This window comes from Microcoleus sp. AT8-A3, from assembly GCF_036705675.1.
Lineage (GTDB): Bacteria > Cyanobacteriota > Cyanobacteriia > Cyanobacteriales > Microcoleaceae > Microcoleus.
In genome coordinates, this window is record NZ_JAUBVD010000007.1 from 21106 (window position 1) to 44625 (window position 23520).

The following is a 23520-nucleotide window of genomic DNA, read 5'->3' on the forward strand; positions in this document are numbered from 1 at the left end:
CCCGCCTGTGTTAACTGTGGCACGGGCGTCCCGCCTGTGTTAACTGTGGCACGGGCGTCCCGCCTGTGTTAACTGTGTGTGGTATAGGCGTCCCGCCTGTGTTAACTGTGTGTGGCACGGGCGTCCCGCCTGTGTTAACTGTGGCACGGGCGTCCCGCCTGTGTTAACTGTAATTAAAATTTACACATATCCTACGCTAATTCTAGCTTCAAAGTTGGCAACAGCTTTTCTAAATTTCTGAGAGATTTCTGTTGCCAAGGAATATCATTTGAACCCAATACCAAAAGTTGAATCGTTTTCTTTTTCCGGACGCTAATAACAAATTTAGACAGCATACTGATACCAGAACTGTTAACAAATTCCAATTGTTTTAGGTTCAAGGTAATAGTAGGCGGTTCGGGATGGGCGACCTCATCTAACAATTCGACTATTGGCGCATACTCTGCTGGGCCGCTCAGGCTCAGTTCGCCTTGGAAAGTGACTGTGACTGATTCTGGATCGTACTGAATGCTGTAATCTTCACCTTGAATTTCTTGAATGCCCATTGTGATTTTTTTTCCTGACTAAAATAGTGCGATCGCACAAGAGAGTAAATATTGAAATGCTAGAAACTAGACCCTAATTTGAACCACAGTCGTAACAATGATGGTATCACTATCTGGCCTGGGCTCGAATTTCCAACCTATCTTAGCTGAATAGTCATTAATCATCGTCAGCAATCCCAATCCCGATGTATCACTTTCAGATTCTGCATTTTTTTCAAGCTGCTGCAAATAAAGTTCATTGGGATCGGAAGCCATAATTTCTTCAATAAACTCCTTCAACTTACTCGCCCCTTCTGAAGTGACACTATTACTGGCAAAAATTACCGCCGTCACCTCTGTTTCACCAATAAAGTGTATGCCAAATTTGACCTTGTAATGAGTATCATCGTTATTAAATTTAATCGCATTTTCTAACAGTTCGTTGGCTACGTAGCTCACAGCTCCCTTGCTTTCTTTTATCCGTTTCTCGCTGCTAGCATCCTCCTCATCCACAGGTAGAAAGCTAGACAAATAATCGGCTACAAAATGAGCTGAAAGCCTGTTGTTGCGCCAGCGCTGTTTAATCGGGCGAGAACTGGGAGTAAATGTCAGTTCTAGGGAATCGTGTTCAGGAGGAAATTCTTCAATGAATTCTCCAAAGATTTGGGTCATTGTTTTTAAGCTTCCAGATGTCATGATTTTTCTAGCTCTAATTGAGGTATTAAGGTCACTTTTTGGTGAATTTCCACACGCCATTCCAGTTAGCCGGAATACTCTTTTCTAACAGCGATTGGATGCGTTTTAGGTAAAGTTGACTGGGCTTGTCATCTGGATTTAGTGCTACTATCTGTTCAAAACAAACAATGGCCTTAGCAAAATTTCCCTGACAATATTCTTGGAGTCCCTCCTCAAATATAGGCAAGGTTTGAATTTTGAGCGATCGCACTGGTTCTACTTCAACATCTAACACCTCACAAACTGTAATGGCTTCTTGTCTACCTTTGACAATAGCCCGATCCAAAAAACGGATATGATACTTTTCTGGTTGACTCAAACGTTGTACCACATCTCCAGAAATTAATAAAGATACGCCATAATACTTAGTCAAACCTTCCAGACGAGCGGTGAGATTGACATGATCTGAGAGCGCATCTGCTTGCATCCGATTCGCATCTCCAATAATCCCAACCATCGTATCACCCACATGGATACCAATGCCAATCTTCAGCGGTATATCCCCATTTATTTTACGGCTTTGATTGTATTTATGCAACTGCTCCAATTTCACAATTCCTGCCTGAATAGCATCATCCACGCCATCAGGAAAAACTGCCATGACTCCATCTCCAATATACTTGACAATAAAACCATTGTGCTTACGAATTTCCGGACTAACTTGCTGTAAATAGTTATTGATGAAATCAAAATTTTCTTGAGGAGTCATTTGCTCCGCCATCGTGGTAAACGAACGCATATCGGAAAACATAATTGCCATCTCTTTGCTCACGTGATCTCCAAGCTGGAAATCAACAATGCTCTGCTTGCCGAGAAATTGGAGAAATTCAGCGGGAACAAAACGTCCGTAAGCCTGCAAAAGTTTCTCTAATTCTTGTTCCCGCGCTTTCACCGTTTGCACCATATGCGAAAATACCTGTGCTAGTTCTCCCAGTGCATCACTGCGCGCTGCCACATCTGACAATATCTGGGGTTCAAAGCTATTATTTTTTACAGCAATAGCTGCATCTATAACCTTTTTTACCTGCTCAATGTAAGTCTGCATCTCTCGGTTTTTATGATGGATCTGGTTTTCCAGATCCGTGGAGTGTTGTGTGATAATTTCTACTAAGGTTTCATAGCTATTTTTTTCATCCTCTACTTCCTCAAGTTTTTCGCTCAACTCCTGTAGCTGGGTATGGAGTTCTTCTGGAGATTTAGATGGTGCTAAATTTATTTGTGGTTTCATAATTTATACTTCCGAATCTGGAAGCGCAAAGTTGTTTGACTTCCTCGCTGTAAATTATTATAACTTACACGGGCAAAGCGATAAATCCGGTTGCTGGTTCCATGCTTGGCGACTAAATCCAAGCTTTCTCGTAGAAACCTGGTTGACGACAGTCAATCGATTTTAGATTTTAGATTTTAGATTTTAGATTGACCCCACGGATAAATTCGGGGGGCAAGTTTCATGGGATACAGGTCTTTTATTTCTGGGTTATGAGTCTGCGAAGGAATGAATCCGGGGGCTTGTATCCTGGATGCTTTCGGTCAATAATCAATTATGCACAATATTTCCCTGTTGCTTCAATACTAGCAAAGTAATGTCATCAAAAACCTTTTGTTTTCCAATAAAATTTCTCAAATCAGCGATGGTGGCTTCCTTGATTTGTTCGGCGCTCAAATGCCAGTTTTGAGAAACCACTTCACAGAGTCTTTCAATACCATAGAATTTTTTGTGCATATTTCTAGCTTCGGGAATGCCGTCAGTGTAAAGCACCACCCCGTCCCCCGGCTCTAAGTCTACTAAAACATGGCTAATCCAATGGGAAATATCCTCATCTAAGGCGAGCGGAAATCCTAAATTAATGGTGTCTATTCGCTGGATTTTACCACCTTTCCTGACCACAAGAGTTTCCTCGTGTTGACCGCTGATACTAATTGTGCGATCGGCATAGTTGAGCAAAGCTAGTGTCATATTTTTGTCGGAGTTCATGCGCTGGACATTTTTATAAATAGTGCGATTGAGGGTATCTAAAAAACGCACCGGGTTGGATTCTTGCATTTCCTGAAGAGTGCGGACAGCAGCTTGAGTCATCACCATCAAAATGCCGCTTTCTAATCCGTGTCCGGTGACATCACCAATACAAATTGTGACAACCCCGTTAGTACAAAGTACGTCGTAGTAATCACCACCTACTTCCGAGGCTGGTTCCATAAATCCGGCAATATCTAAATCTTCAATAGCTGTGAGTTCAGCAGGTTTTGGCAGAATCAACTGCTGCATTTGTTTGAGCATATCGAGTTCGGAACTCATGCGGAGGTTTTCCGCTTTCAGACGCTGGTTGAGAGTAGCAATTTGTTTGGTGGCTGTAGCGAGTTCAGAGGTACGTTCTTTGACTTTATCTTCTAGCGTTTCCAAGGATTCTTGCAGTTGTCTCGCCATACTGTTAAAGGAATTTCTTAAGGTTTCAATTTCCAAAATCCGACTGGAAGCAACGTTCTGGTTAAGAGCACCACCTGCTAGATATTCTGAAGATCGAGCAATTTGATTCAGGGGGCGAGCAATCCAGCTAGCGGTGAAAATACCCATTGCAACAGAGACAATGAGAGCCACAATACACAGCCAAATGGTCTGGCGAGTGTTAGCATAAATTTGCGCCATAAAGTCCGCTTCAGGAACTACTACTACACTCAGCCAATTGAGACCGTACTTGTCAGTTAGCGGAGAAACTTGGATAAATTGCCGCTCACCGTTAAGATAAAAGTCAAGTTGAACAGTTTGATCGATGTCTTCCAAACGCTTGAAGCGATCGAGCAGATAAAGCACACTTTGACGCATCAGGGGGTTGTTGCTTTCCTGTGCTTTGATCCGCTTTGTATCTTTGCCTGTTCCCACAGAAAGAGGCTCTTCTTTAACCGAAGTAGCTATTAACTGACCTTGGGGTTCAATGATAAATACTTGGCCGGAATTACCCACCCTTAATGTTTGCAACAATTGGCGAATTTGATCGAGTCCCATCTGGCAAGTCAGCACGCCAATTAGTTTCCCTTCGGCATCATAATAGGGTAGACTCGCATTAATTTGCAGCGTACCGTAGCCAAAATTAATATAAACTTCACTCCAAGCTGCCTGTTTCTTCTCAACAGCTACTCTGTAAAAAGGGCGGGTGCGAACATCATAATTGGGCGTGTTTTTGTCGATTGTTGTCGGGTTTCCATCAGCGTCAAGGTTGTAATATATCAAGTCGCCGCCCCCCGGAATCAGTTGCTGGGCAAGCTGAGGTTGTTCAAGTCCAACCAGGCGATTTACCCAACCCACACGCAGGTACTGACCTTTTTCGTTGGCAATTCCCGCGTGACCGATCGACTTAAATTGCAGAACTTGTTTCCAAAAATATGGTCTAGCTTGCTCCAAATCGTCAAAGTTCAACACCCCCAAAGGTACAGCATCCTGATTGATCTGATTCACCAGTGGCGGAGCTTCCAGATAGGTTTGAACACGTTCGTAAACTCTCGCACTCACTTCGTGGCGCAACTGACTAACAATATTGTTGACTATCTGCTCTCCGTTTCTGTAAGAGAGATAGCCAACGCAGCCAACAGCGGCCAAAATTTGGAGAACAAAGGGAACTACCAAGACATTGCGGAGACGGATTTTGCCCGCTCTGGAGACGATCGCACTTTTTTGAGAAACCATTGTTAAAAACACTCCCAGCGGGCAGTTTTTTGTTACAAGACTTGATAATGGATATATTAAGAGCGACGGACAATGTTATCATATCAAAAACTCAACCAACCGCAAAAAATCTGCGTTCATCAGCCTGCATCAGCGGTAAAAAAAAAACCATAAATCCCAACAAAAATGCAAATTACTCAATCCCTCCACAGCGCCATCCTCATCTCCAACCTGGAACAATCCCAACACTTTTACAGCACCGTACTAAAACTGCAAAAAATCGATCGCGACTTAAAATTTCCTGGAATTTGGTATCAAATCGGCGACTTCCAGCTCCACCTAATTTTAGGTGCAACAATTATCCCAGATGCCGTAGACCATGCCAAATGGGGACGCAACCGACATCTAGCATTTTCTGTGGCCGACTTAGAGGCAGCAAAACAACAGTTAATCGCTCACAATTGCCCGTTCCAAATGAGCGCGTCAGGTCGATCGGCATTATTTACCCAAGATCCCGACGGCAACATCATCGAACTCAGCGAGTAACAGATGAAAATCATCGCTTATTCTTACACCGAACCGCTACTGGAATCAGCACCCGCACCGGAAAATTGGGGCCAAGAAGTCGATCGCACCTATCAAGACTTAGGAGGGCGACAACAACTGCAGCAACTCCTCAAAGACTGCCAAACAGAACCAGTCAAATACTTATTAATTCAGCGGTTTGAAGAACTAGGCGACACATTGCAGCAAGTGTGTTCGCACCTCGCCCAACTCGAAAACCTCGGCGTCGAAATCATTGTCCAAGAAGAAACAGAACCAAGAAACCGCAAAAACTTGCTGCAAATCCTCGCAGAAATCCAGCGCAGCCAACACAGCCGGAGTATTCGCAAAGGACACGCGCGCAACCGCATCAAATCCCGGATGCCACCGGGTAAGGCTCCCTACGGCTACCGGCGCGGCAAAGATTGTTATACGATCGATAAAACCACCGCCCCCACCGTCAAAGACTTTTTTGAACACTTTTTAATTTACGGTTCATTGCGAGGTTCCGTGCGGTATTTAGCCAAGAAATACAACAAAAAAATTTCTGTAAGTACCGGCCGCCGCTGGCTGACAAATCCCGCCTACCGAGGCGATTTAGAATATCAAAACGGCCAAGTAATTTCTAACACCCACGTCCCGATTATTTCCAGAGAAGAAGCCGCCCAAATAGACAGGTTGCTGCGCCGCAACCGCTGCCTTTCTCCTCGCAGCGCTAGCGCCCCACGTTCCCTCGCAGGTTTAGCAATTTGTGCCGAATGCAAATCGCCCATGACAGTTGCCAAAGTCACCTCCTACCGCAAAGAAAAAGAATACCTTTATTTGCGACCGATTAACTGTCCAAAACAGCCTAAATGTAGTGGCCTTTCCTACGATGAAGTATTGCAATTAACCATCGCCGGTATTTGTCGGGATTTACCCGATGCTGTTGCTGGGTTGCAAATGCCGAATATGAATGGAATGAAAGCAGGAATTGTCAGGGCGATCGCATCGAAACAAGAAATCATAGAGCAACTTTGGGCCCTGATTGAAAGCGGCATATTAGACACGGAAACGGCAGAGTTTAGAGCCTACAAAATCCGCACCGAAATTGCCGAACTGCAAAGCAAATTAGCGCAACTACCCCCAGTAAATTTGCGAGAAATTGCCCAAACAGTTTCCCTGTCGCAATTTTGGCTCGATTTATCAGAATCAGAACGCAGGTTTTACTTTCGAGAATTTATCGATCGCATTGAAATCGTCCGGGAAAATACAAATTGGCAACTGCAAATTGTTTTCATTTTTTAAGGATTAGCTCGACGTTCATCCATAGCTCCTAGGTTAGATACCCGACTTCTTAAAGAAGTGGGGTATGTGGGTACTCTCTTAGTTCCGTAGGAGTGGACTGCGTTAGACAAGCATCGCTTTCAACCGCTGAATTATTTTTTTTAGCTTTTAACCAATAGGCGATCATCTCTCCTTTTCCTTTAACCGCGATCGCACCTCTTTCCTCAAATAAATACCGATCTTTTAACAGTTCGTAAATAGCTGTAGTAACTTGAATATATCCCGGTAATCCTTGACATTCCATCCGAGAAGCAACATTAACAGTATCTCCCCACAAGTCATAGCTAAATTTTTTAGTGCCAATTACGCCCGCAACTACTGGCCCTGTATGAATGCCAATCCGAATTTGAAATGGTTCGCCTCTGTCAGTTTGAAAATCAGCGATCGCTTCCTGCATATCCAAGGCCATATTCGCGATCACTTCTACATGATCTGCCCTCGGCACCGGCAACCCCCCCGCTACCATATAAGCATCTCCAATTGTTTTAATTTTTTCCAAACCGTGTTTTTCAGTTAGTTGGTCAAACCTTGAAAAAATCTGGTTTAGTACATTTACCAATTCTAGAGGTAACATTCTAGCAGCAATAGACGTAAAATCGACAATATCGGCAAAAAGAACTGTTGCTGAATCAAACCTCTGGGCCGGAGAACCCTCGCCCTTTTTCAAATTTTCAACAATCGCTGCTGGTAAAATATTCAGCAATAAATGATCCGACTTTGTTTGAGCAAGCCGTAAAGCTAGCTCCACCCCCTGCCGCTCTTTAATTTCGTTTTGCAAACGTTCGACAAGTTCTTGGAATTGCTTCGTTTGCTCTTGAAGTAACTGTTGTTGACTTTGAATTGTTAACTGATTCGCCACTCGTGCCAATACTTCTTTACCTTGAAAAGGTTTAGTAATATAGTCAACGGCTCCCACATCAAAAGCTTTCACCTTATCTAAAACGTCATCTAAGGCGCTTAAGAAAATCACGGGAATGGAACTGGTTTTTGGTGAAGCTTTCAACTTTGCACATACCTCATATCCATTCATTTCTGGCATCATCACGTCCAGCAAAATTAGAGTCGGCGGAAACTCTTGCACTGTAGCGATCGCCCTTTGCCCGTTCAGCGCTTTACGAACCTGATACCCTTGTTCGGTCAATATTGTAGATAAAAGCCGCACATTATCGGGCTTATCATCAACTACTAAAATGTTGGCTTGAATTGTAGGATATTGATAGCTGTCCATGCACTCGCTCACGGTAGTTTTTCAAAATAAAAGATATTAACACTTAAGAATTTTACCTCAACAAAAACGAAACCATATAAAAGGATATTGTCTCGCATAAAATAAGATAGCAACGAGACGCTATATGGGCTTAAACTTAGATTTTTTAAAATATAAATTTTTCCTCCAATTACATTGATTGAAAAGAGGTATTTTTACCTCGATGCAACTGCTGATTGTGCTATCTCTATAATATCGTCAAATAGGAAATCCTGCACCAAAGTAGTTAAATATTGTGCGGAAAAAGCCAACTGGCTAGGCATTTCCTCAATCAACTTGACAATTTTCTCATCGCAGCATTCATGAGCGGCATGAGATATCTGTTCTACCCACTCAAGAGGCATTTGACTGAGTTGTAACTCGACGGATTGATTGCTAGTCACTCCGCTAATTTCGCTGTCATTGTCTAGTGGTGCATCAACAGATTCCTCGTAAATGTAACGCAATCCTAAAAGTTCTTCCATTTTTGCAAATAATATCTTTGCCTCGAAAGGTTTACGCATGAAATCATCGCAGCCTGCTCCTAAAATAGTTTGTCGTTCTTCTTCAAAAGCGCTAGCAGTAAGAGCAACTATTGCAGTTTGTTTTCCAAGAGGATGAGCTTTAATTTGTCTTGTGGCTTCATAGCCATCCATGACAGGCATCTGCATATCCATCCAGATCAGGTGCGGTTGCCAATCCTCCCATACAGCAATAGCTTCTTGACCATCTCTAGCCGATCGCACGAGGATGCCTAGTGGTGACAATAATCTCTCTATGACTAGGCAATTATCCGCGCGATCGTCAACAACCAAAATCCGGTATTCTGGTTGATTCGGTGCTAAAGCAATTACTTTTTTCTGCGGTTTAAGGATTTTAATCTCGCTGAGAGGGGCAAGGCTGATTTGAATATCAAATACAAACTTACTTCCCAACTCAGGTGTACTGATGACAGTAATATCTCCTCCCATCATTTGTACAAATTTGCGGCTAATTGGTAAACCTAATCCAGTCCCCTGTTGAGAATTTTGACCTGTTTTTGTTTGCTCAAAGGGTTCAAATAACTTATTTATCTCTTCAGGGTAAATGCCAAGGCCAGTATCTTCAATTTCAAACTGAAGGCGTAACAATTCCGGGTGAAGGTAATTAGCATCTACACAATTAAAGTCTGCCAAGCTTTCGGAGTGATTAAAACCAGTGCACCATCCGGGTTTTCTTTGTATAGCTGTGGTTTCAACCGCTAAGCTTTCGGAATGTTCAGAAGCCGCGTCGGCAAGTTTTGTTTGTGTGTCCGAAAACTCTGCGTTTTCAGCGCCCAAACTTTCTTCTACCTTCTTTTTAACTCGCAAAGTAACGCTACCCATCTCTGTAAACTTGATCGCATTTCCTACAAGATTAATCAAAATTTGCCGCAGTTTACCTTCATCTCCACTAACAAAGTGCGGTACACCGTCACCCACTTCCAAATTTAGCTGCAATTTCTTAGATTTAGCTTTTAATCGAAACATTTCTTCTAAGGTTTTCAGCAAGCGCATTAAATTAAAACTGCTTTCATTAAGCTGACTTCGGCCCGCTTCAATTTTGGACATTTCCAAAATGTCATTAATTAGCGAAAGCAAGTGTTCGCCGGCGCGATTAATAATTTCTAGGTGCTGTTGGTGTTGATTGTTGAGAGATGAATCGCGCACCATCACCTGACTAAATCCGAGAATGGCATTCAGGGGAGTCCGCAGTTCGTGGCTCATAGAAGAAAGGAATTCGCTCTTGGCGCGGTTAGCTGTATCAGCAGCTACAACAGCTTTTTGTAATGCTGTTTCTGCTAATTTGCGATCGGCAATTTCTGTTTTGGCTTGTTCAAAAAGGGTGGATTGCTGGATGGCAATTGCTAGCTGCACGGAAATTTGCTTGAGAGATTCTATCTCAGAAGAGCTCCAATGCCTTTGACTGTGGCAGTGATGAGCAATGAGTAGCCCCCATAGTTTTTTACCTTGCAAAATGGGAACCACGAGGTTAGCTTTAATTTCCAACTCGCTCAGTAAATTAATGTGGCACTCTGAAATACCTGCTGTATAAATATTGTCGATCGCGCGCAGGTGTCCCTGCTCGTAAACAGAGACGTAGTGTTCTCGAAAACAAGGGTCATTAATGTCAATTCCCAAAATCGGCATCGTACCGACGGATACCGATTCGACGGCTATAAATCCACTCCAATCTGGATTAAAGCGGTAAATAACTGTTCTATCAGTTGACAAAAAATGGCGAATTTCTTCCACAGCCATTGTCATTACTTCTTCTAGGTTAAGAGAGGAGCGAATCCGCTCTTGAATGGAATTAACTAGCCGCTCCCTTTTTACTTGCTGCTGCAAGGCTAGTTCCGCCTGTTTGCGAGCAGTAATATCTACTCCATAACCCACGCACTCCACAGGTAGACCAGCAGCATCTTTGACTAACTTAACCTCATCGTATATCCAGCGATAACCACCGTCTTTGTGCCGTTCGCGGTATTCGTAGGAAATCGATTCTTTTTCCAATATCTGAGCGAATGAAGTATCAACAATCTCTCGATCGTCTGGATGAACCAGGCTATGCCAATCAAGGGAACCATCAAGAAATTCTCTGGCTTCGTAACCAATCATTGAAACAATATTATCGCTGACAAACGTTACGTCATAATTTCCCCCTAATTTGCAGCTAAAAATCACCGCCGGGGTAGTCGCCAGCAAATATTGCAAACGTTCGGTGACAGAACGCAAGTTTAACTCGGCTTGCTTGCGATCGCGAGCTTCCATTGCTAAAGCTGCGATCTGCGCCACATAGCTAGCGAAGCTTTGTTCGTCCAGCGTCCAATTCCTGGTCGTTCCCAGATGTTCTAAACAAATTACACCCGCAATTTGCCCTTTATGGGTAATAGGAACATCTAGCATCGACGAGATGTTTAATGGCCTCAAATAAGATTCGCTAAATTCTAGGGTTCGCGGATCGGTTTGGGCATCAACCGCTGCGAGTACCTGTTCTGTATTCAAAGCTTGGAAATAGCTAGGATACTCAGCAACTTTCAGTTCTGCACCGGCGCTGTGTCGATCGGGCGTCAGTTCGTAAAGATCCGCACAGCACATTGCGGATTTATCTTCCTGATAAAACCAAATACTTGCCCGATCGACATTCAGGGTACGAGTTGCCATTTGCGTAATCTCTCTCAACGCCTCGCTGATATTTCCCTCGTAGATACTAGAATTTTTGGCTAATTCTAGCAAGCCTGTTTGTTGTTCGGTTAACCTAGTTTCTCGTTCGCGTAAAGCAGATTCAGCGACAATTTTTTCTTTAATTTCTGCTTCTAAATAACCGTTAATTTCTCTCAACTCTGCAGTGCGTTCTTGAACTTTAATTTCTAAGTCATCATAAGCGTAGCGCAACGCTAATTCTGCCTCTTCACGCACAGCAATCTCACTTTGCAACTTGCGATTTATTGCCTCTAATTCTTGGGGGGTTTTTAAAGACAAAAACTGGGGCAATAGTGTTACCATTGAGGCGGCAGTGAAGCAGGAAACCAGTGCAGTAATTGCTTTTTCAATCCCCGACAGCCAATAAGCGGAATGCCACAACGTCCAAATGTCGAGCAAGTGACCCGTGCCGCACAGAATAATAAATGCACCAAATAAACCAAATATTCCTAAAAAAGGAACATCGCGCCGCTTGAAAATAAAATAAATCAGCATCGCCGGAATTGAATAGTAGGCGATCGCGATTAAAAAGTCCCCAGTTACGTGCAGCCACACTAAAGGCGTTTGCCAAAGATAGCAATGACCGTGAGGCATATACTGAGTCGGGGAAAATATGTTTTTGAGTGCTTCCCACATAATACTTGTTATTGGCAGATAATAGGGATTTGATGATGCCTAAGTTAAGCAAAAAATAAAAGTCACCGAAAATGGTAGCTGGCTTCAGCATTATTTATTAACGCCTAAACCCACCTTGTTCATAACAGCTTGCTTTGGCAGTCGGTGGCGCTCGCCAAATTGCGATCGCAACGGAATTTCAATGATAAACTCCGTACCTCTCCCCACCTCGGAAGTGCAGCGCAAATAACCTTCATGGGCTTTAATAATCTGATAAGAAATCGCCAAACCCAGCCCGGTACCAGCACCAATAGGTTTCGTTGTATAAAATGGATCGTAAATTTTAGCGATCGCATCATAATCTATGCCACTGCCATTATCAGCAATGTGAATCTGCACCCACTTGCCATCAACTAAAAGGGTGCGGATGCGAATTTTTAGTAGTGGGCAATGGGTGTTTTGTAAGTTGTCAGAGAAATTATTTTCCCAATAGCCGTGGGTCAAATATCCCTGCTGTACAATCTGTTCTAAAGCATCAATAGCATTAGAGCAAATATTCATAAATACTTGGTTAAGCTGCCCAGCGTAGCATTCCAATTCTGGCAAATCTCCATACTCTTTAATCACTTGGATAGGCGGCCGGTTTGGTTGTTCTTTCAAGCGGTGCTGCAAAATCATTAAAGTGCTATCGAGACCTTCATGGATATTTACTTTTTTCATGTCGGCTTCGTCTAACCGCGAGAAAGTTCGTAAAGACTTAACAATCTCCTTAATTCGCTCTGCTCCAATTTTGATCGAACCAAAAAGTTTTTGCAAGTCTTTTAAAATAAAATCGAGTTCTATAGTGTGAATCTTATCTGCAATTTCCGGCGCCGGAGTGGGGTAATAAACTTGATAAGCCTTAATCAATGCCACAATATCTTTAATGTATTCCTCAGCCGGAATCAGATTGCCATAAATGAAGTTCACAGGGTTATTTATTTCGTGAGCAACCCCAGCTACCATTTGCCCCAAAGAGGACATTTTTTCAGTTTGTACGAGTTGAGCTTGAGCGCCTTTAAGTTGTTGCAGAGCGTTCTCTAATTGCTGAGTCTGCTCTCGCAGTTTAGCTTCCGAGTGCCGCAATGAATTTTCCGCCAAAGAGCGATCGCGATTTTCCTGTTGCAAACGTTCATTAGCAACTTCTAAAGCGATCGTCCTCTCGATAACCCGTTTTTCCAATTCTAGCATTAATTCCGAGAGTGCTTCCTGAGCTTGTTTGCGATCGCCAATCTCATTTTGTAAAGCCAAATTTGCCGCCGCCAATTGATCGGGACTGGGAATAGCCAAGATTTTTGGGATTAGTTCCACCAGCACGGCTGCGGTACATAGCGAAATCAGCGCCGTAATCCCTTTAAGAAAACCCGAGAACCAATAATTAGGATGCCACAGCGTCCATATTTCCATAATATGAGTAATCCCGCAGCAGATAATAAAAGAGCCGAACAGCATGAAAACCCAGTCAAAAGGTACGTCTTGCCGTTTTTTGACAATATAAATCAGCGTAATCGGTATCAAAAAATAAGCGACGGCTATCAAACCATCGGACAAAACGTGTAGCCCCACTAATCCAGGCTTCCACAAGTAGCAATGACCGTGAGGAATAAAATAATTTGGGAACATTTTATGAACCATTTGCATTAAATCAACTCGGTTATTTGCTAATATTTTTCAGAGGTGATTACTGGAAAAACTTAAAAAATGGGGGTACAAAAATAAGAATTAGACTTTGGGACTTAACACTTGCGATCGGTAAATGCAGCGATCTGAAACTACTGTTAATTAAATTAACATCAATAGACTCAGCTTTAGCAAAGTCAACTGTCACATTTTTAATTCTGCCTTCACTATCAACTGTGACACCGGGATGACATTTTGGGCAACGATCGAGAAAAACTGAGCGCAGATTCCTTTCCAGTAAGAGCGCCAGCGCCCATTAAAATTGGGTTATAGCACTCAGCGATCGGTCAGGCAACGCAGGGCTGTTTCATTCTCACCAAAAACATGAATTTTGACTCTTGTAGTGCTACCCCTACTCCCCGTGCCTACCCCGCCACAGACGACTGCACAGGCGTTTGGGACATGGGGGCAGCAAAGAGTGGCTCCCCCTACAAGAGAATGAAACAGCCCTGAGTCAGGCAACGGGGAAATCACCAGATTTAACGGATGTCACGGATTCAACTTAACGAAGAGAACCATTCTCAAAAACCTGTAGAGGTTGGTTCACTCTTTTACCCTTGAAGAGTGCAGACAGGTTAAATACACCGGGAGCATCTCATATTTGTAAAAACACTTCTTCTGGCTCCTTCCTTCTTCCTCTTCCCTCTTCCCTCCTGCCTCCTGCCTCCTGCCTCCTGCCTCAAAACTCCAATTTCTAGCGGAGGCCTGCTTTCATTGAGATGCTCCCAAATACACCCGCCACTACCCCGCGAGGGAATTCTTGATTATTGACAGTGATACTCTTCGGGGATATTTAACCGATTTGACCAATTACCCCCTCAAAAATATCGCGACAGGAGCGTGTGGGAATCCAATAGGCGATCGCTCTGAGCTTTACACTCAATCATAAGTGATAATATCAACGATACACTTATATGGTTATTGCCAGTTATGACGATAGATGAGGTACTACAGCTAACTCGTGTGCGATTACAAAAAGATTTATATCCCGTACAAGAAATCATACTTCGCCAAGTTTGGGAAGGAAAAACTTATACAAGTATTGCATCTGCCTCTCATTACGGAGAGCATTACCTGAGAAACATAGCCTCATCCTTGTGGAAATCTCTCTCTCAAATCTTGCAGACATCTATTAGCAAATCAAATTTTCGCTCTTGTTTAGAATCACGTTCCCTAACCGCAGAGGAACGAGAATTAATTGAAGAATTCACCCGCAGCCAATCCCTCGCAACACCTTTAGAATTTCCCGGCTCTCCCGTGCCCCTCGGTTCGCCATTTTATATCCCTCACCCGCTAATTGAAGAACTCGCCTATCGAGAGATTACCAAACCAGGAAGTGTGCTGCGGATTAAAGCTCCCAGGAAGATGGGAAAAAGTTCCCTTCTGCTACGGATTTTAGAGCGCGCGACTTCTCTTGACTATCGAACTGTAAGTTTAGATTTTCAGCAAGCCGAGGAAGCTGTTTTAGTCAATATCGATAAATTTTTACGCTGGTTTTGTGCCAACATCAGCCGTCACCTAGAATTACCACCCCTATTAGATGATTATTGGGATGAAGACATGGGTAGCAAAGTAAGCTGCACCATCTATTTGCAACAATATATATTAGCAGAAATCAGTAACCCTCTTGTGTTAGCTTTAAATGAAGTAAATATAATTTTTGAGTATCCAAAAATTGCCAGAGAATTTTTGCCGCTGCTGCGAAGCTGGCATGAAGAAGCAAAGCGGATTGAAACCTTGGGAAAACTGCGGTTAATCGTTCTTCACTCCACAGAAATTTATATTCCTTTAAAGCTCACTGAATCGCCTTTTAATATCGGTTTACCGCTGCAATTGCCCTATTTTACAGAAGAGCAGATACTTGCTTTAGCCCAGCGTCACGGAGTGGATTGGACAGATGGCTCCAATGCCGATCGACTGATGGCAATGGTGGGGGGACATCCTTATCTAGTGCGGCTAGCTCTTTACCACCTCTGTCAAAACAGTGTAACGCTAGATCGGCTACTACAAGAAGCTCCCACAATAGCGGGAATTTATAAAGATTACTTGCGGAGTTTTTGGGCCACATTCCAAGAGTATCCCGAACTTATGGTTGCACTGAAACAAGTGGTAAAATCGGAACACGGAGTGGAATTAGATCCGATAGTGGCTTCTAAATTATTTAGTATGGGGCTGATTCATATCGATAACAACCGCTGTACGCTAAGCTGCGAGTTGTACCGCCTCTATTTTGGTTCGTACAACTTTATTTAGAGTCGGCTTTACAGTTTCTTTTCGTAATCCAATATCCGCCTTGAAAACTCCACTTTTCCTGGCGATTGGAAATTGCTGCTATACAAATAAAGTCCGCCTACGCGGACTAAAAAAAAGGGTAATTAACCAAAATTGGGCATTATTTATATTATAATGAAGCTCCATCACCACATCCTCACCTCTAAATAAATTCCCTACATACTCAGCTTTAAACCTACCCATAAACCCCATGACCCAGGTAACATACCAAATTGGTGGCAGTCTCGCGAGTGATGCGCCTACATACGTAGTGCGGCAAGCAGATTCCGAACTTTATGAAGCCTTAAAAGCTGGCGAATTTTGTTACGTGCTTAACTCCCGGCAAATGGGCAAATCTTCTCTTTTAGTCCGTACCCTACACCGACTGCAAGCCGAAGGATTTCAATGCAGCACGATCGACATGACTCGCATCGGTAGCGAAAACATTACTCCTTTACAGTGGTATAAAGGAATTGTTGGGGATTTGTGGCGCAGTTTCCATCTTGTAGGAAAAGTCAATTTAAAAACCTGGTGGAAAGAACAAGAAGAAGTTTCTCTCCTCCAAAGATTGAGTCAATTTATTGAAGATATTTTATTAGAAAAATTCCCGAAGGAGCGAATTTTTATATTTGTTGATGAGATTGATAGTATTTTAAGCTTAGATTTTCCCGTTGATGACTTTTTCGCCTTGATTCGTTATTGTTACAACCAACGAGCCATTAATCCAGAATACAACCGAATTACCTTCGTAATTTTCGGAGTAGCTACACCCAGCGATTTAATCGCCGATAAAAATCGGACACCTTTTAATATCGGACAAGCAATCGATTTGTCAGGATTTAGCTTAGAAGAAGCGCAACCATTAGCGAAAGGGTTAGAAAATGTCATAGCAAATCCGCAAGCAGTTCTCAAACAAATCTTAGCTTGGACTGGAGGACAGCCATTTTTAACGCAAAAAATATGTGAATTAGTAGTAAAAAGGGCGCGGGAAGCCCACACGGGTGATTTAAAAATACCACCGGGAACCGAGGGATTTTTTGTGGACTCATTGGTGAGAGAAAACATCATCAATAAATGGGAATCGCAAGATGAACCTGAGCATTTAAAGACAATCCGCGATCGCATTATTGGCAACGAACAACTCACTGCACGTAGTTTAGGTATTTATCAAAACCTCTTACAATTTGGTGAAGTTGAAGCGGATGACAGTCGAGAGCAGATCGAACTGCTGCTATCAGGTTTGGTAGTAAAACACCAAGGTTTTTTAAAGGTAAGCAACCCGATTTATCAAGCAGTTTTTCACCTACAATGGGTAGAAAAACAGTTAGAGCAACTACGTCCTTATTCCCAAGCTTTCAACGCTTGGATCGCTTCAAAACAAACCGATGAATCGCGACTGTTGCGCGGACAATCGCTAAAAGACGCTTCCTACTGGGCCCAGGGAAAAAGTTTGAGCGATTTGGATTATCACTTTTTAGCAGCTTCTGTTGAATTAGACAGGCTGGAAGTGCAGCAAGCACTGGAAGCAGCGAGGCTCAGAGAAGTTGAAGCCAGACTCACAGAAGAACGCAAGCGGTTAGTTTTAGAGCGAGAGACAGCGAAGCGGCAGCGAAAGTTTATTGGGGCGTTGAGCGGGGTATTAATTGTTGCGATCGCCTCCAGCATTTTCGCCCTCTGGCAATACCATCGCGCCGTCACCAGCGAAATTCAAGCCCTCACCTCCTCATCCTCCGGGCAATTCGCATCCCAACAGCGATTAGATGCCCTCGTGAGCGCCATCAAAGCCAGACGCAGGATCGACAACCTAGCTAATTCCAGCCCCCAGTTGCCATCTCAAGTTCAACAAGTGCTGCAACAAGCCATCTATGGAACGGCAGAATTCAATCGCCTGTTGGGGCATTCCAGCCCGGTTCTGGCAGTTGATGTCAGCCCAGACGGTCAACTCATCGCCACCGGAGGCGGCGACCAAACAGCCAAGGTGTGGCAACGGGATGGCACCTTGCTGTACACTCTCCAACACACAATCAGCAGCGTGTACGCCCTTCGTTTTAGTCCCGACAGCCAGCGCCTGGTAACATCCAGCGTGGACGGCAACATTTATCTGTGGAGTCGGGAAGGCAAACTGCTCAAAACCTTTCAGGGACACAAGGCTGCGATCTGGGCGATCGCCGTGAGTCCAGACGGTGAGCGCATCGCCTCCGCGAGTGAAGACAGCACCATTCGCCTGTGGAGCATTGATGGCAAACTGCTCAAAACCCTAAGCGGACATCAAGGTGCCGTTTGGGGTGTTGCCTTTAGCCCGGATGGAAAGCTGCTAGCCTCTAGCAGCACAGATAATACGGTCAAGGTTTGGACTCTAGAGGGCGAACTGGTGAGAACTCTGGAAGGTCACAGCGCCGCAGTTTGGGACGTTGAGTTTGCTTTACTTGCAGACAATAGCGGCACAAAACGCCCCACCATTGTCTCTGCCAGCGCTGACAACACTGTCAAACTCTGGCAACCCGACGGAGGGGCAGCCACGGGGGCACTGCCAGGGGCAGCCACGGGGGCACTGCCAGGGGCAGCCACGGGGGCACTGCCCCTACTTACTCTTAGCGGTCACAGTTCGGAAGTGTTTGAAGTCGCTGTCAGTACAGCAGGCGATGTGATTGCTTCCGCCAGCGCCGACCAAACCATCAACCTCTGGAAGCCGGACGGGACGCTGTTGAAAGTCCTTAAAGGCCATCAATCTGGAATTCGCGGGCTTGCTTTTATTCCCAACAGTCAAATAGTTGTCTCTGCTAGCGACGACAATACCGTTCGACTCTGGAATCCGACAAACCCCTTCTCGAAAGTCCTTTACGGACATGGCGGCACGATTTGGGATGTGGATTTCTCCCCCGAAGGTCAGATGCTAGCTTCCGCCTCTTCCGATGGCAGTTTCAAACTGTGGGCGCGAGACGGCACGTTGCTGAAGTCTTTTGCCGGAAACGATACTGCCGTTCACTCGGTTGCTTTCCTCTCTGGTGCTAGCTTTGCCAATCCTGCTAATACACCTTTCCTTGCTACCGCTAGTGAAGATAAAACAATTAAATTCTGGCAGTTCGACGGGACGCTACTGAAAACCATAACAGGTCATGAAGCTGGAGTTTGGGATATCTCCGTCAGTCCAGATGGGCTACTGGCTTCTGCTAGCAACGATAAAACTGTGAAACTGTGGAACAAGGACGGCAGGGCGGGCACGGGGGCACCGCCCCTACGAACTTTCACAGGGCATCGGGCTAGGGTTTACGATGTGGATTTTACCCCTGACGGACAGAGGCTGCTTTCAGCCAGTAGCGACAGCACTGCTCGGTTGTGGAGTCTTGACGGTAGGTTTTCCAAGACCCTAAAGGGTCATCGCAGCCCTGTTTGGGAAGTTGCCATCAGTCCAGACGGTCGCACTTTGGCAACTGCTAGCAGGGATGACACGATTAAACTCTGGACGAGTGATGGCACGTTGCTCAAAACCCTCAAGGGAAATAGTAGAGGCATGATGGCGGTTGATTTCAGTCCAGACGGTCAAATGCTGGTGGGGGGAGGCTCAACTGGCGCACTCAAACTTTGGAAAACCGACGGGACAGAAATCACGACGCTAACGGGACATGAAGGGAACGTTTGGGGGGTGGCGTTTAGTCCCGATGGTAAACAAATTGCCTCCGCCGGGGACGATCGCACTGTGATTTTATGGGATCTAGAGCGTATTCTCAAACTCGATGAACTGGGTTATGCGTGCGATCGTGTGGGGGATTATTTGCTAACTAATGCTGAAGTCAAGGAGGAGGACAGACATTTGTGCGATGCCGTGGGCGATCGTTAAAGTCTCATAAACCATGAACTCAAAATCATGAATAATTACCAATACCAAATCGGCGGCAGCCTTGCTAATAATGCACCTACCTACGTAGTAAGACAAGCAGATTCCGAACTCTATGAAGCCTTAAAAGCAGGCGAATTTTGCTACATTCTCAATTCGCGGCAAATGGGCAAATCTTCCCTATTAGTCCGCACTCTGCACCGACTGCAAGCTGAAGGATTTCAATGCAGCACGATCGACATGACCCGCATCGGCAGTGAAAATATCACTCCTTTACAGTGGTATAAAGGTATGATTGGGGAACTGTGGCGCGGCTTCAATCTTTTAGGGCAAGTTAACTTAAAAACCTGGTGGCGTGATGAAGAAGATGTATCATTTTTGCAAAGATTGAGTCATTTTATTGAAGATATTTTGTTGGCCAAGTTTCCTGAAAACAAAATCATTATATTTATTGATGAAATTGACAGTGTTCTCAGTCTAGAGTTCCCGGTAGATGATTTTTTCGCCCTAATTCGCTTTTGCTATAATCAACGCTCAATTAATCCAGAATATAATCGTATTACTTTTGCAATTTTTGGAGTAGCAACACCTAGGGATTTAATTGTCGATAAAAAACGAACTCCTTTTAATATTGGTCGAGCGATAAATTTACGAGGTTTTGAACTAGAAGAAGCCCAGCCATTAGCGGCGGGATTGGCAAATGTAGTCAATAATTATCAAGTTATTCTCAAACAGATTTTGGCTTGGACTTCTGGGCAGCCATTTCTGACGCAGAAACTGTGCTATTTAGCCTACATGGCAACTCAAACAATACCGCAAAAAGTAGTAACAATTCCCCCAGGAACAGAAGAGTTTTGGGTAGATCGTTTAGTGCGAGAAAATATAATTAATAAATGGGAATCTCAGGATGAGCCGGAACATTTAAAAACAATAAAAGAGCGGATTATTCGCAACGAGCAACGCGCGGGCAGATTACTCGGCATCTACCAGCAAATTTTACAATCTAACCCCCCCTTAACCAGCGGTTCTGTTTCATTCTCGGACTTTGAAGAGGACTCTCTGGGAAGTACCCCCGTGCCTGACCCAAATCTTTATAGGGCAACTACAGGACAATTGCCCCTACAAGGAAATGAAATATTTCTACCTGATAGCAAAAAAGTGGGAGGCGTATCAACTGATGACTCACCAGAACAAATTGAACTATTATTATCGGGATTAGTTGTCAAAAACAATGGTTATTTACAGGTGAGAAACAGGGTTTATGCTGAAGTTTTTAATCTGGAATGGGTAGAGAAGCAATTAGGGCAACTTCGCCCCTACTCGCAAACCTTCGATGCTTGGGTTGCTTCACAACAAACAGATTTTTCCCGACTTTTGCGGGGACAAGCTTTAAAAGATGGTCAAATCTGGGCGCAGGAAAAAAGCTTGAGTAACCTAGACTATCAGTTCTTAGCTGCTAGTGCTGAATTAGATAGGCGAGAAGTTCAACAAGCTCTAGAAGCAGAACGCACCAAAGAAGTGGAAGCGCGACTGGCAGAGGAACAAATGCGATTAATTCAAGAAAAAAAAGCAGGGAAACGACAGAGGGCCTTACTATTTTCGGTGAGTATGGCACTGCTACTTGCCTGTGCTTTAGGAGTAACAAGTTATTTTCAGTATCGCCGAGCCGTTATTAGTGAGCGCGAAGCTCGGCGTAGTGAAATTGAAGCGCTGGTTTCTTCCTCGGAGGGACTGTTTGCCTCTAATAGTCGATTGGATGCGCTAATAGAAGCAATTAAAGCTAAGCGCCGACTACAAAACTTAGGCAAGACCGATAAAAATATTGATAATAAAGTTATGAATGTATTGCGTCAAGCGGTTTATGAAGCGGATGAATACAACCGTTTGTCGGGACATAAAGCTGCTGTTATTGGAATTGATATTAGTCGGGACAGTAAGTTTATGGCTTCAACAAGTGTGGATAAAACTATTAAACTGTGGCGGCGGGACGGAACGGAAATAGCAACACTCAAAGGTCATCAGGCGATCGTTCGATCGGTCAAATTTAGCCCGGACGGTCAGTTTCTTGCTTCTGGAAGTGATGATGGGACTGTAAAACTTTGGAAACTGGATAGGGCAGGCACGGGGGCACTGCCCCTAGGAACTTTTCAGGGTCATACTGCTGGTATCTGGACAGTGGCGTTTAGTCCCGATGGTCAAACAATTGCTTCTGCCAGCATGGACAAAACGGTGAAACTCTGGAACAAAAACGGGGCAGGCACGGGGGCACTGCCCCTACGAACTCTCCAGGGTCATACTGCTGGGGTATCCTCAGTGGCTTTCAGTCCAGATGGTCAGACTATTGTTACGGCAAGTGGAGACAAAACGGTGAAACTCTGGAACAAAGGCGGGGCAGGCACGGGGGCACTGCCCCTACGAACTCTCCGAGGCCATACTTCTGTGATAGCAGCAATGGCATTTAGTCGAGATGGTCAAATGATTGCTACGGCAAGTGCAGATAAAACGGTGAAACTCTGGACAGTGAAGGGGGCAGGCACGGGGACACTGCCCCTACGAACGCTTGAAGGTCATTCTGCTGTAGTATCTGGAGTTGTTTTTAGTCCTGACGGTCAGACTGTTGCTTCTGCAAGTCGAGAGAAAACTATAAAACTATGGAATGTTGATGGCACAGAATTAATGACATTTAGAGGTCACAGTGCCTCGATTTGGGGGATAGCTTGGAGCCCGGATGGCAGTTTTATTGCTTCGGCGGGTGCAGAAAATACGGTGCGGCTGTGGCAGAGTCAAAACCCATTGCGGACGATGATTACTGCACATAAAGCGGGGATTTGGGCTTTAGATGTCAGTTCGGATAGTTCTACAATTGCTACGGGCAGCGAGGATGGCACGACTAAGCTGTGGAGTCGGCAAGGCAAATTGTTGAGGACTTTCACTGTAGAAAACGCTGCGATTTATGCTGTTGCCCTGAGTGGCGATGGCAAGTTAATTGCTTCTGGCCGAAATGATAATAAGGTGAATATCTGGACTCGAAATGGAAAAGCGATCGCAACTTTGGTAGGTCATAACGCTACGGTTTTTACATTAGCTTTCAGTCCAAACGGTCAAATTATTGCTTCTGGAAGTCAAGATAATACTATCAAGCTTTGGCGGCCCGATGGTACTTTATTGCATACTATGACAGGACATCATGCTCCTATTTGGCAGGTCGTATTTAGCCCTGACGGTCAGCTAATTGCCTCGGCAGGGGGGGATGGTACTGTGAAATTGTGGAAGCTTGATGGGGCAGGCACGGGGGCACTGCCCCTACGAACTTTTCAAGGTCATACTGCTGCGGTGTGGAGAGTGGCGTTTAGCCCTGACGGTAAATTTCTGGCTTCTGGCAGTGGGGACAATACGATTAAGCTTTGGACTGTGGATGGTAAGTTACTAAGAACTCTGGAAGGCCATCTGGCTGCGGTATGGGGGGTCGCGTTTAGCCCGGATGGTAATATTATTGCTTCTGGTGGTGTAGACAATACGCTGAAATTGTGGAAGCTTGACGGTACGGAATTAACAACGCTAAGAGGTAACTCTGCGGCGATTCGGGGGGTAGCGTATAGTGGGGATGGGTCATTTGTGGCTTCTGTGAGTGAGGATAATACGCTGATTTTGTGGGATGTGGATCGAGTTATGAAAGTGGATTTGTTGGCTGATGGTTGCGATCGCGTGCGGGATTATTTGCGAACAAATGCTGATGTGAAGGAGGAAGATAGACGTTTGTGCGAGGGTATTGGAAGGAAATAATCTCAAGTCCGCTTTATTATAGCAATCCTAAATGATTCGTAAAT

At 44.5% G+C, this 23520-nt stretch carries 12 protein-coding genes; 5 read left to right on the plus strand and 7 right to left on the minus strand.

Features of this window, described 5'->3' with window-relative positions; genetic code table 11:
* Window positions 1-191 precede the first annotated feature (191 nt).
* The 4 genes from QUB51_RS06020 to QUB51_RS06035 all read right to left on the minus strand — a co-directional run bounded on the left by QUB51_RS06020 (window position 192) and on the right by QUB51_RS06035 (window position 4938).
* A complete protein-coding gene (locus tag QUB51_RS06020; RefSeq protein ID WP_333211039.1) occupies window positions 192-545 on the minus strand; it encodes a slr1659 superfamily regulator in 354 nt (117 codons plus the stop codon).
* A gap of 66 nt (window positions 546-611) precedes the next feature.
* Window positions 612-1220 carry a DUF6272 family protein gene (locus tag QUB51_RS06025; protein WP_333052959.1) on the minus strand — a complete coding sequence of 203 codons (609 nt, stop codon included), beginning with the start codon at window positions 1218-1220 and terminating at the stop codon, window positions 612-614.
* 31 nt (window positions 1221-1251) lie between these two features.
* Window positions 1252-2487: an adenylate/guanylate cyclase domain-containing protein gene (locus QUB51_RS06030; protein WP_333052961.1), complete on the minus strand. Its 1236-nt coding sequence runs from the start codon at window positions 2485-2487 to the stop codon at window positions 1252-1254.
* Between the two features lie 309 nt (window positions 2488-2796).
* Window positions 2797-4938: a SpoIIE family protein phosphatase gene (locus QUB51_RS06035; protein ID WP_333260091.1), complete on the minus strand. Its 2142-nt coding sequence runs from the start codon at window positions 4936-4938 to the stop codon at window positions 2797-2799.
* A gap of 165 nt (window positions 4939-5103) precedes the next feature.
* Between QUB51_RS06035 and QUB51_RS06040 the strand changes: the two genes are divergently transcribed.
* Entirely contained in the window at window positions 5104-5463 is a 360-nt protein-coding gene (locus tag QUB51_RS06040; RefSeq protein WP_333052964.1) for a VOC family protein, read from the plus strand.
* A 3-nt stretch (window positions 5464-5466) separates the two neighbouring features.
* Window positions 5467-6747, plus strand: coding sequence for a recombinase family protein (locus QUB51_RS06045; RefSeq protein ID WP_333260094.1), 1281 nt, complete (start codon window positions 5467-5469; stop codon window positions 6745-6747).
* 49 nt (window positions 6748-6796) lie between these two features.
* Here the strand turns inward: QUB51_RS06045 and QUB51_RS06050 are convergent, their stop codons facing one another.
* The 3 genes from QUB51_RS06050 to QUB51_RS06060 form a co-directional block, all read right to left on the minus strand.
* Entirely contained in the window at window positions 6797-8014 is a 1218-nt protein-coding gene (locus tag QUB51_RS06050; protein ID WP_333303833.1) for an adenylate/guanylate cyclase domain-containing protein, read from the minus strand.
* 194 nt (window positions 8015-8208) lie between these two features.
* Window positions 8209-11889 (minus strand): GAF domain-containing protein, encoded by a 3681-nt coding sequence (locus tag QUB51_RS06055; RefSeq protein ID WP_333052967.1) that lies wholly within the window; start codon window positions 11887-11889, stop codon window positions 8209-8211.
* A gap of 90 nt (window positions 11890-11979) precedes the next feature.
* The gene (locus tag QUB51_RS06060) at window positions 11980-13548 is read right to left on the minus strand and encodes an ATP-binding protein (protein WP_333052968.1); all 1569 of its coding nucleotides are present in this window, start codon (window positions 13546-13548) and stop codon (window positions 11980-11982) included.
* A gap of 969 nt (window positions 13549-14517) precedes the next feature.
* Here QUB51_RS06060 and QUB51_RS06065 point away from each other — a divergent pair.
* From QUB51_RS06065 to QUB51_RS06075, 3 genes are all read left to right on the plus strand, one after another.
* Complete coding sequence (locus QUB51_RS06065) at window positions 14518-15840, plus strand: AAA-like domain-containing protein (protein WP_333233980.1); 1323 nt, start codon at window positions 14518-14520, stop codon at window positions 15838-15840.
* A gap of 229 nt (window positions 15841-16069) precedes the next feature.
* Complete coding sequence (locus tag QUB51_RS06070; RefSeq protein WP_333260096.1) at window positions 16070-19696, plus strand: AAA-like domain-containing protein; 3627 nt, start codon at window positions 16070-16072, stop codon at window positions 19694-19696.
* 27 nt (window positions 19697-19723) lie between these two features.
* Window positions 19724-23476, plus strand: coding sequence for a WD40 domain-containing protein (locus QUB51_RS06075; protein ID WP_333232059.1), 3753 nt, complete (start codon window positions 19724-19726; stop codon window positions 23474-23476).
* The last annotated feature ends 44 nt before the right edge of the window (window positions 23477-23520 follow it).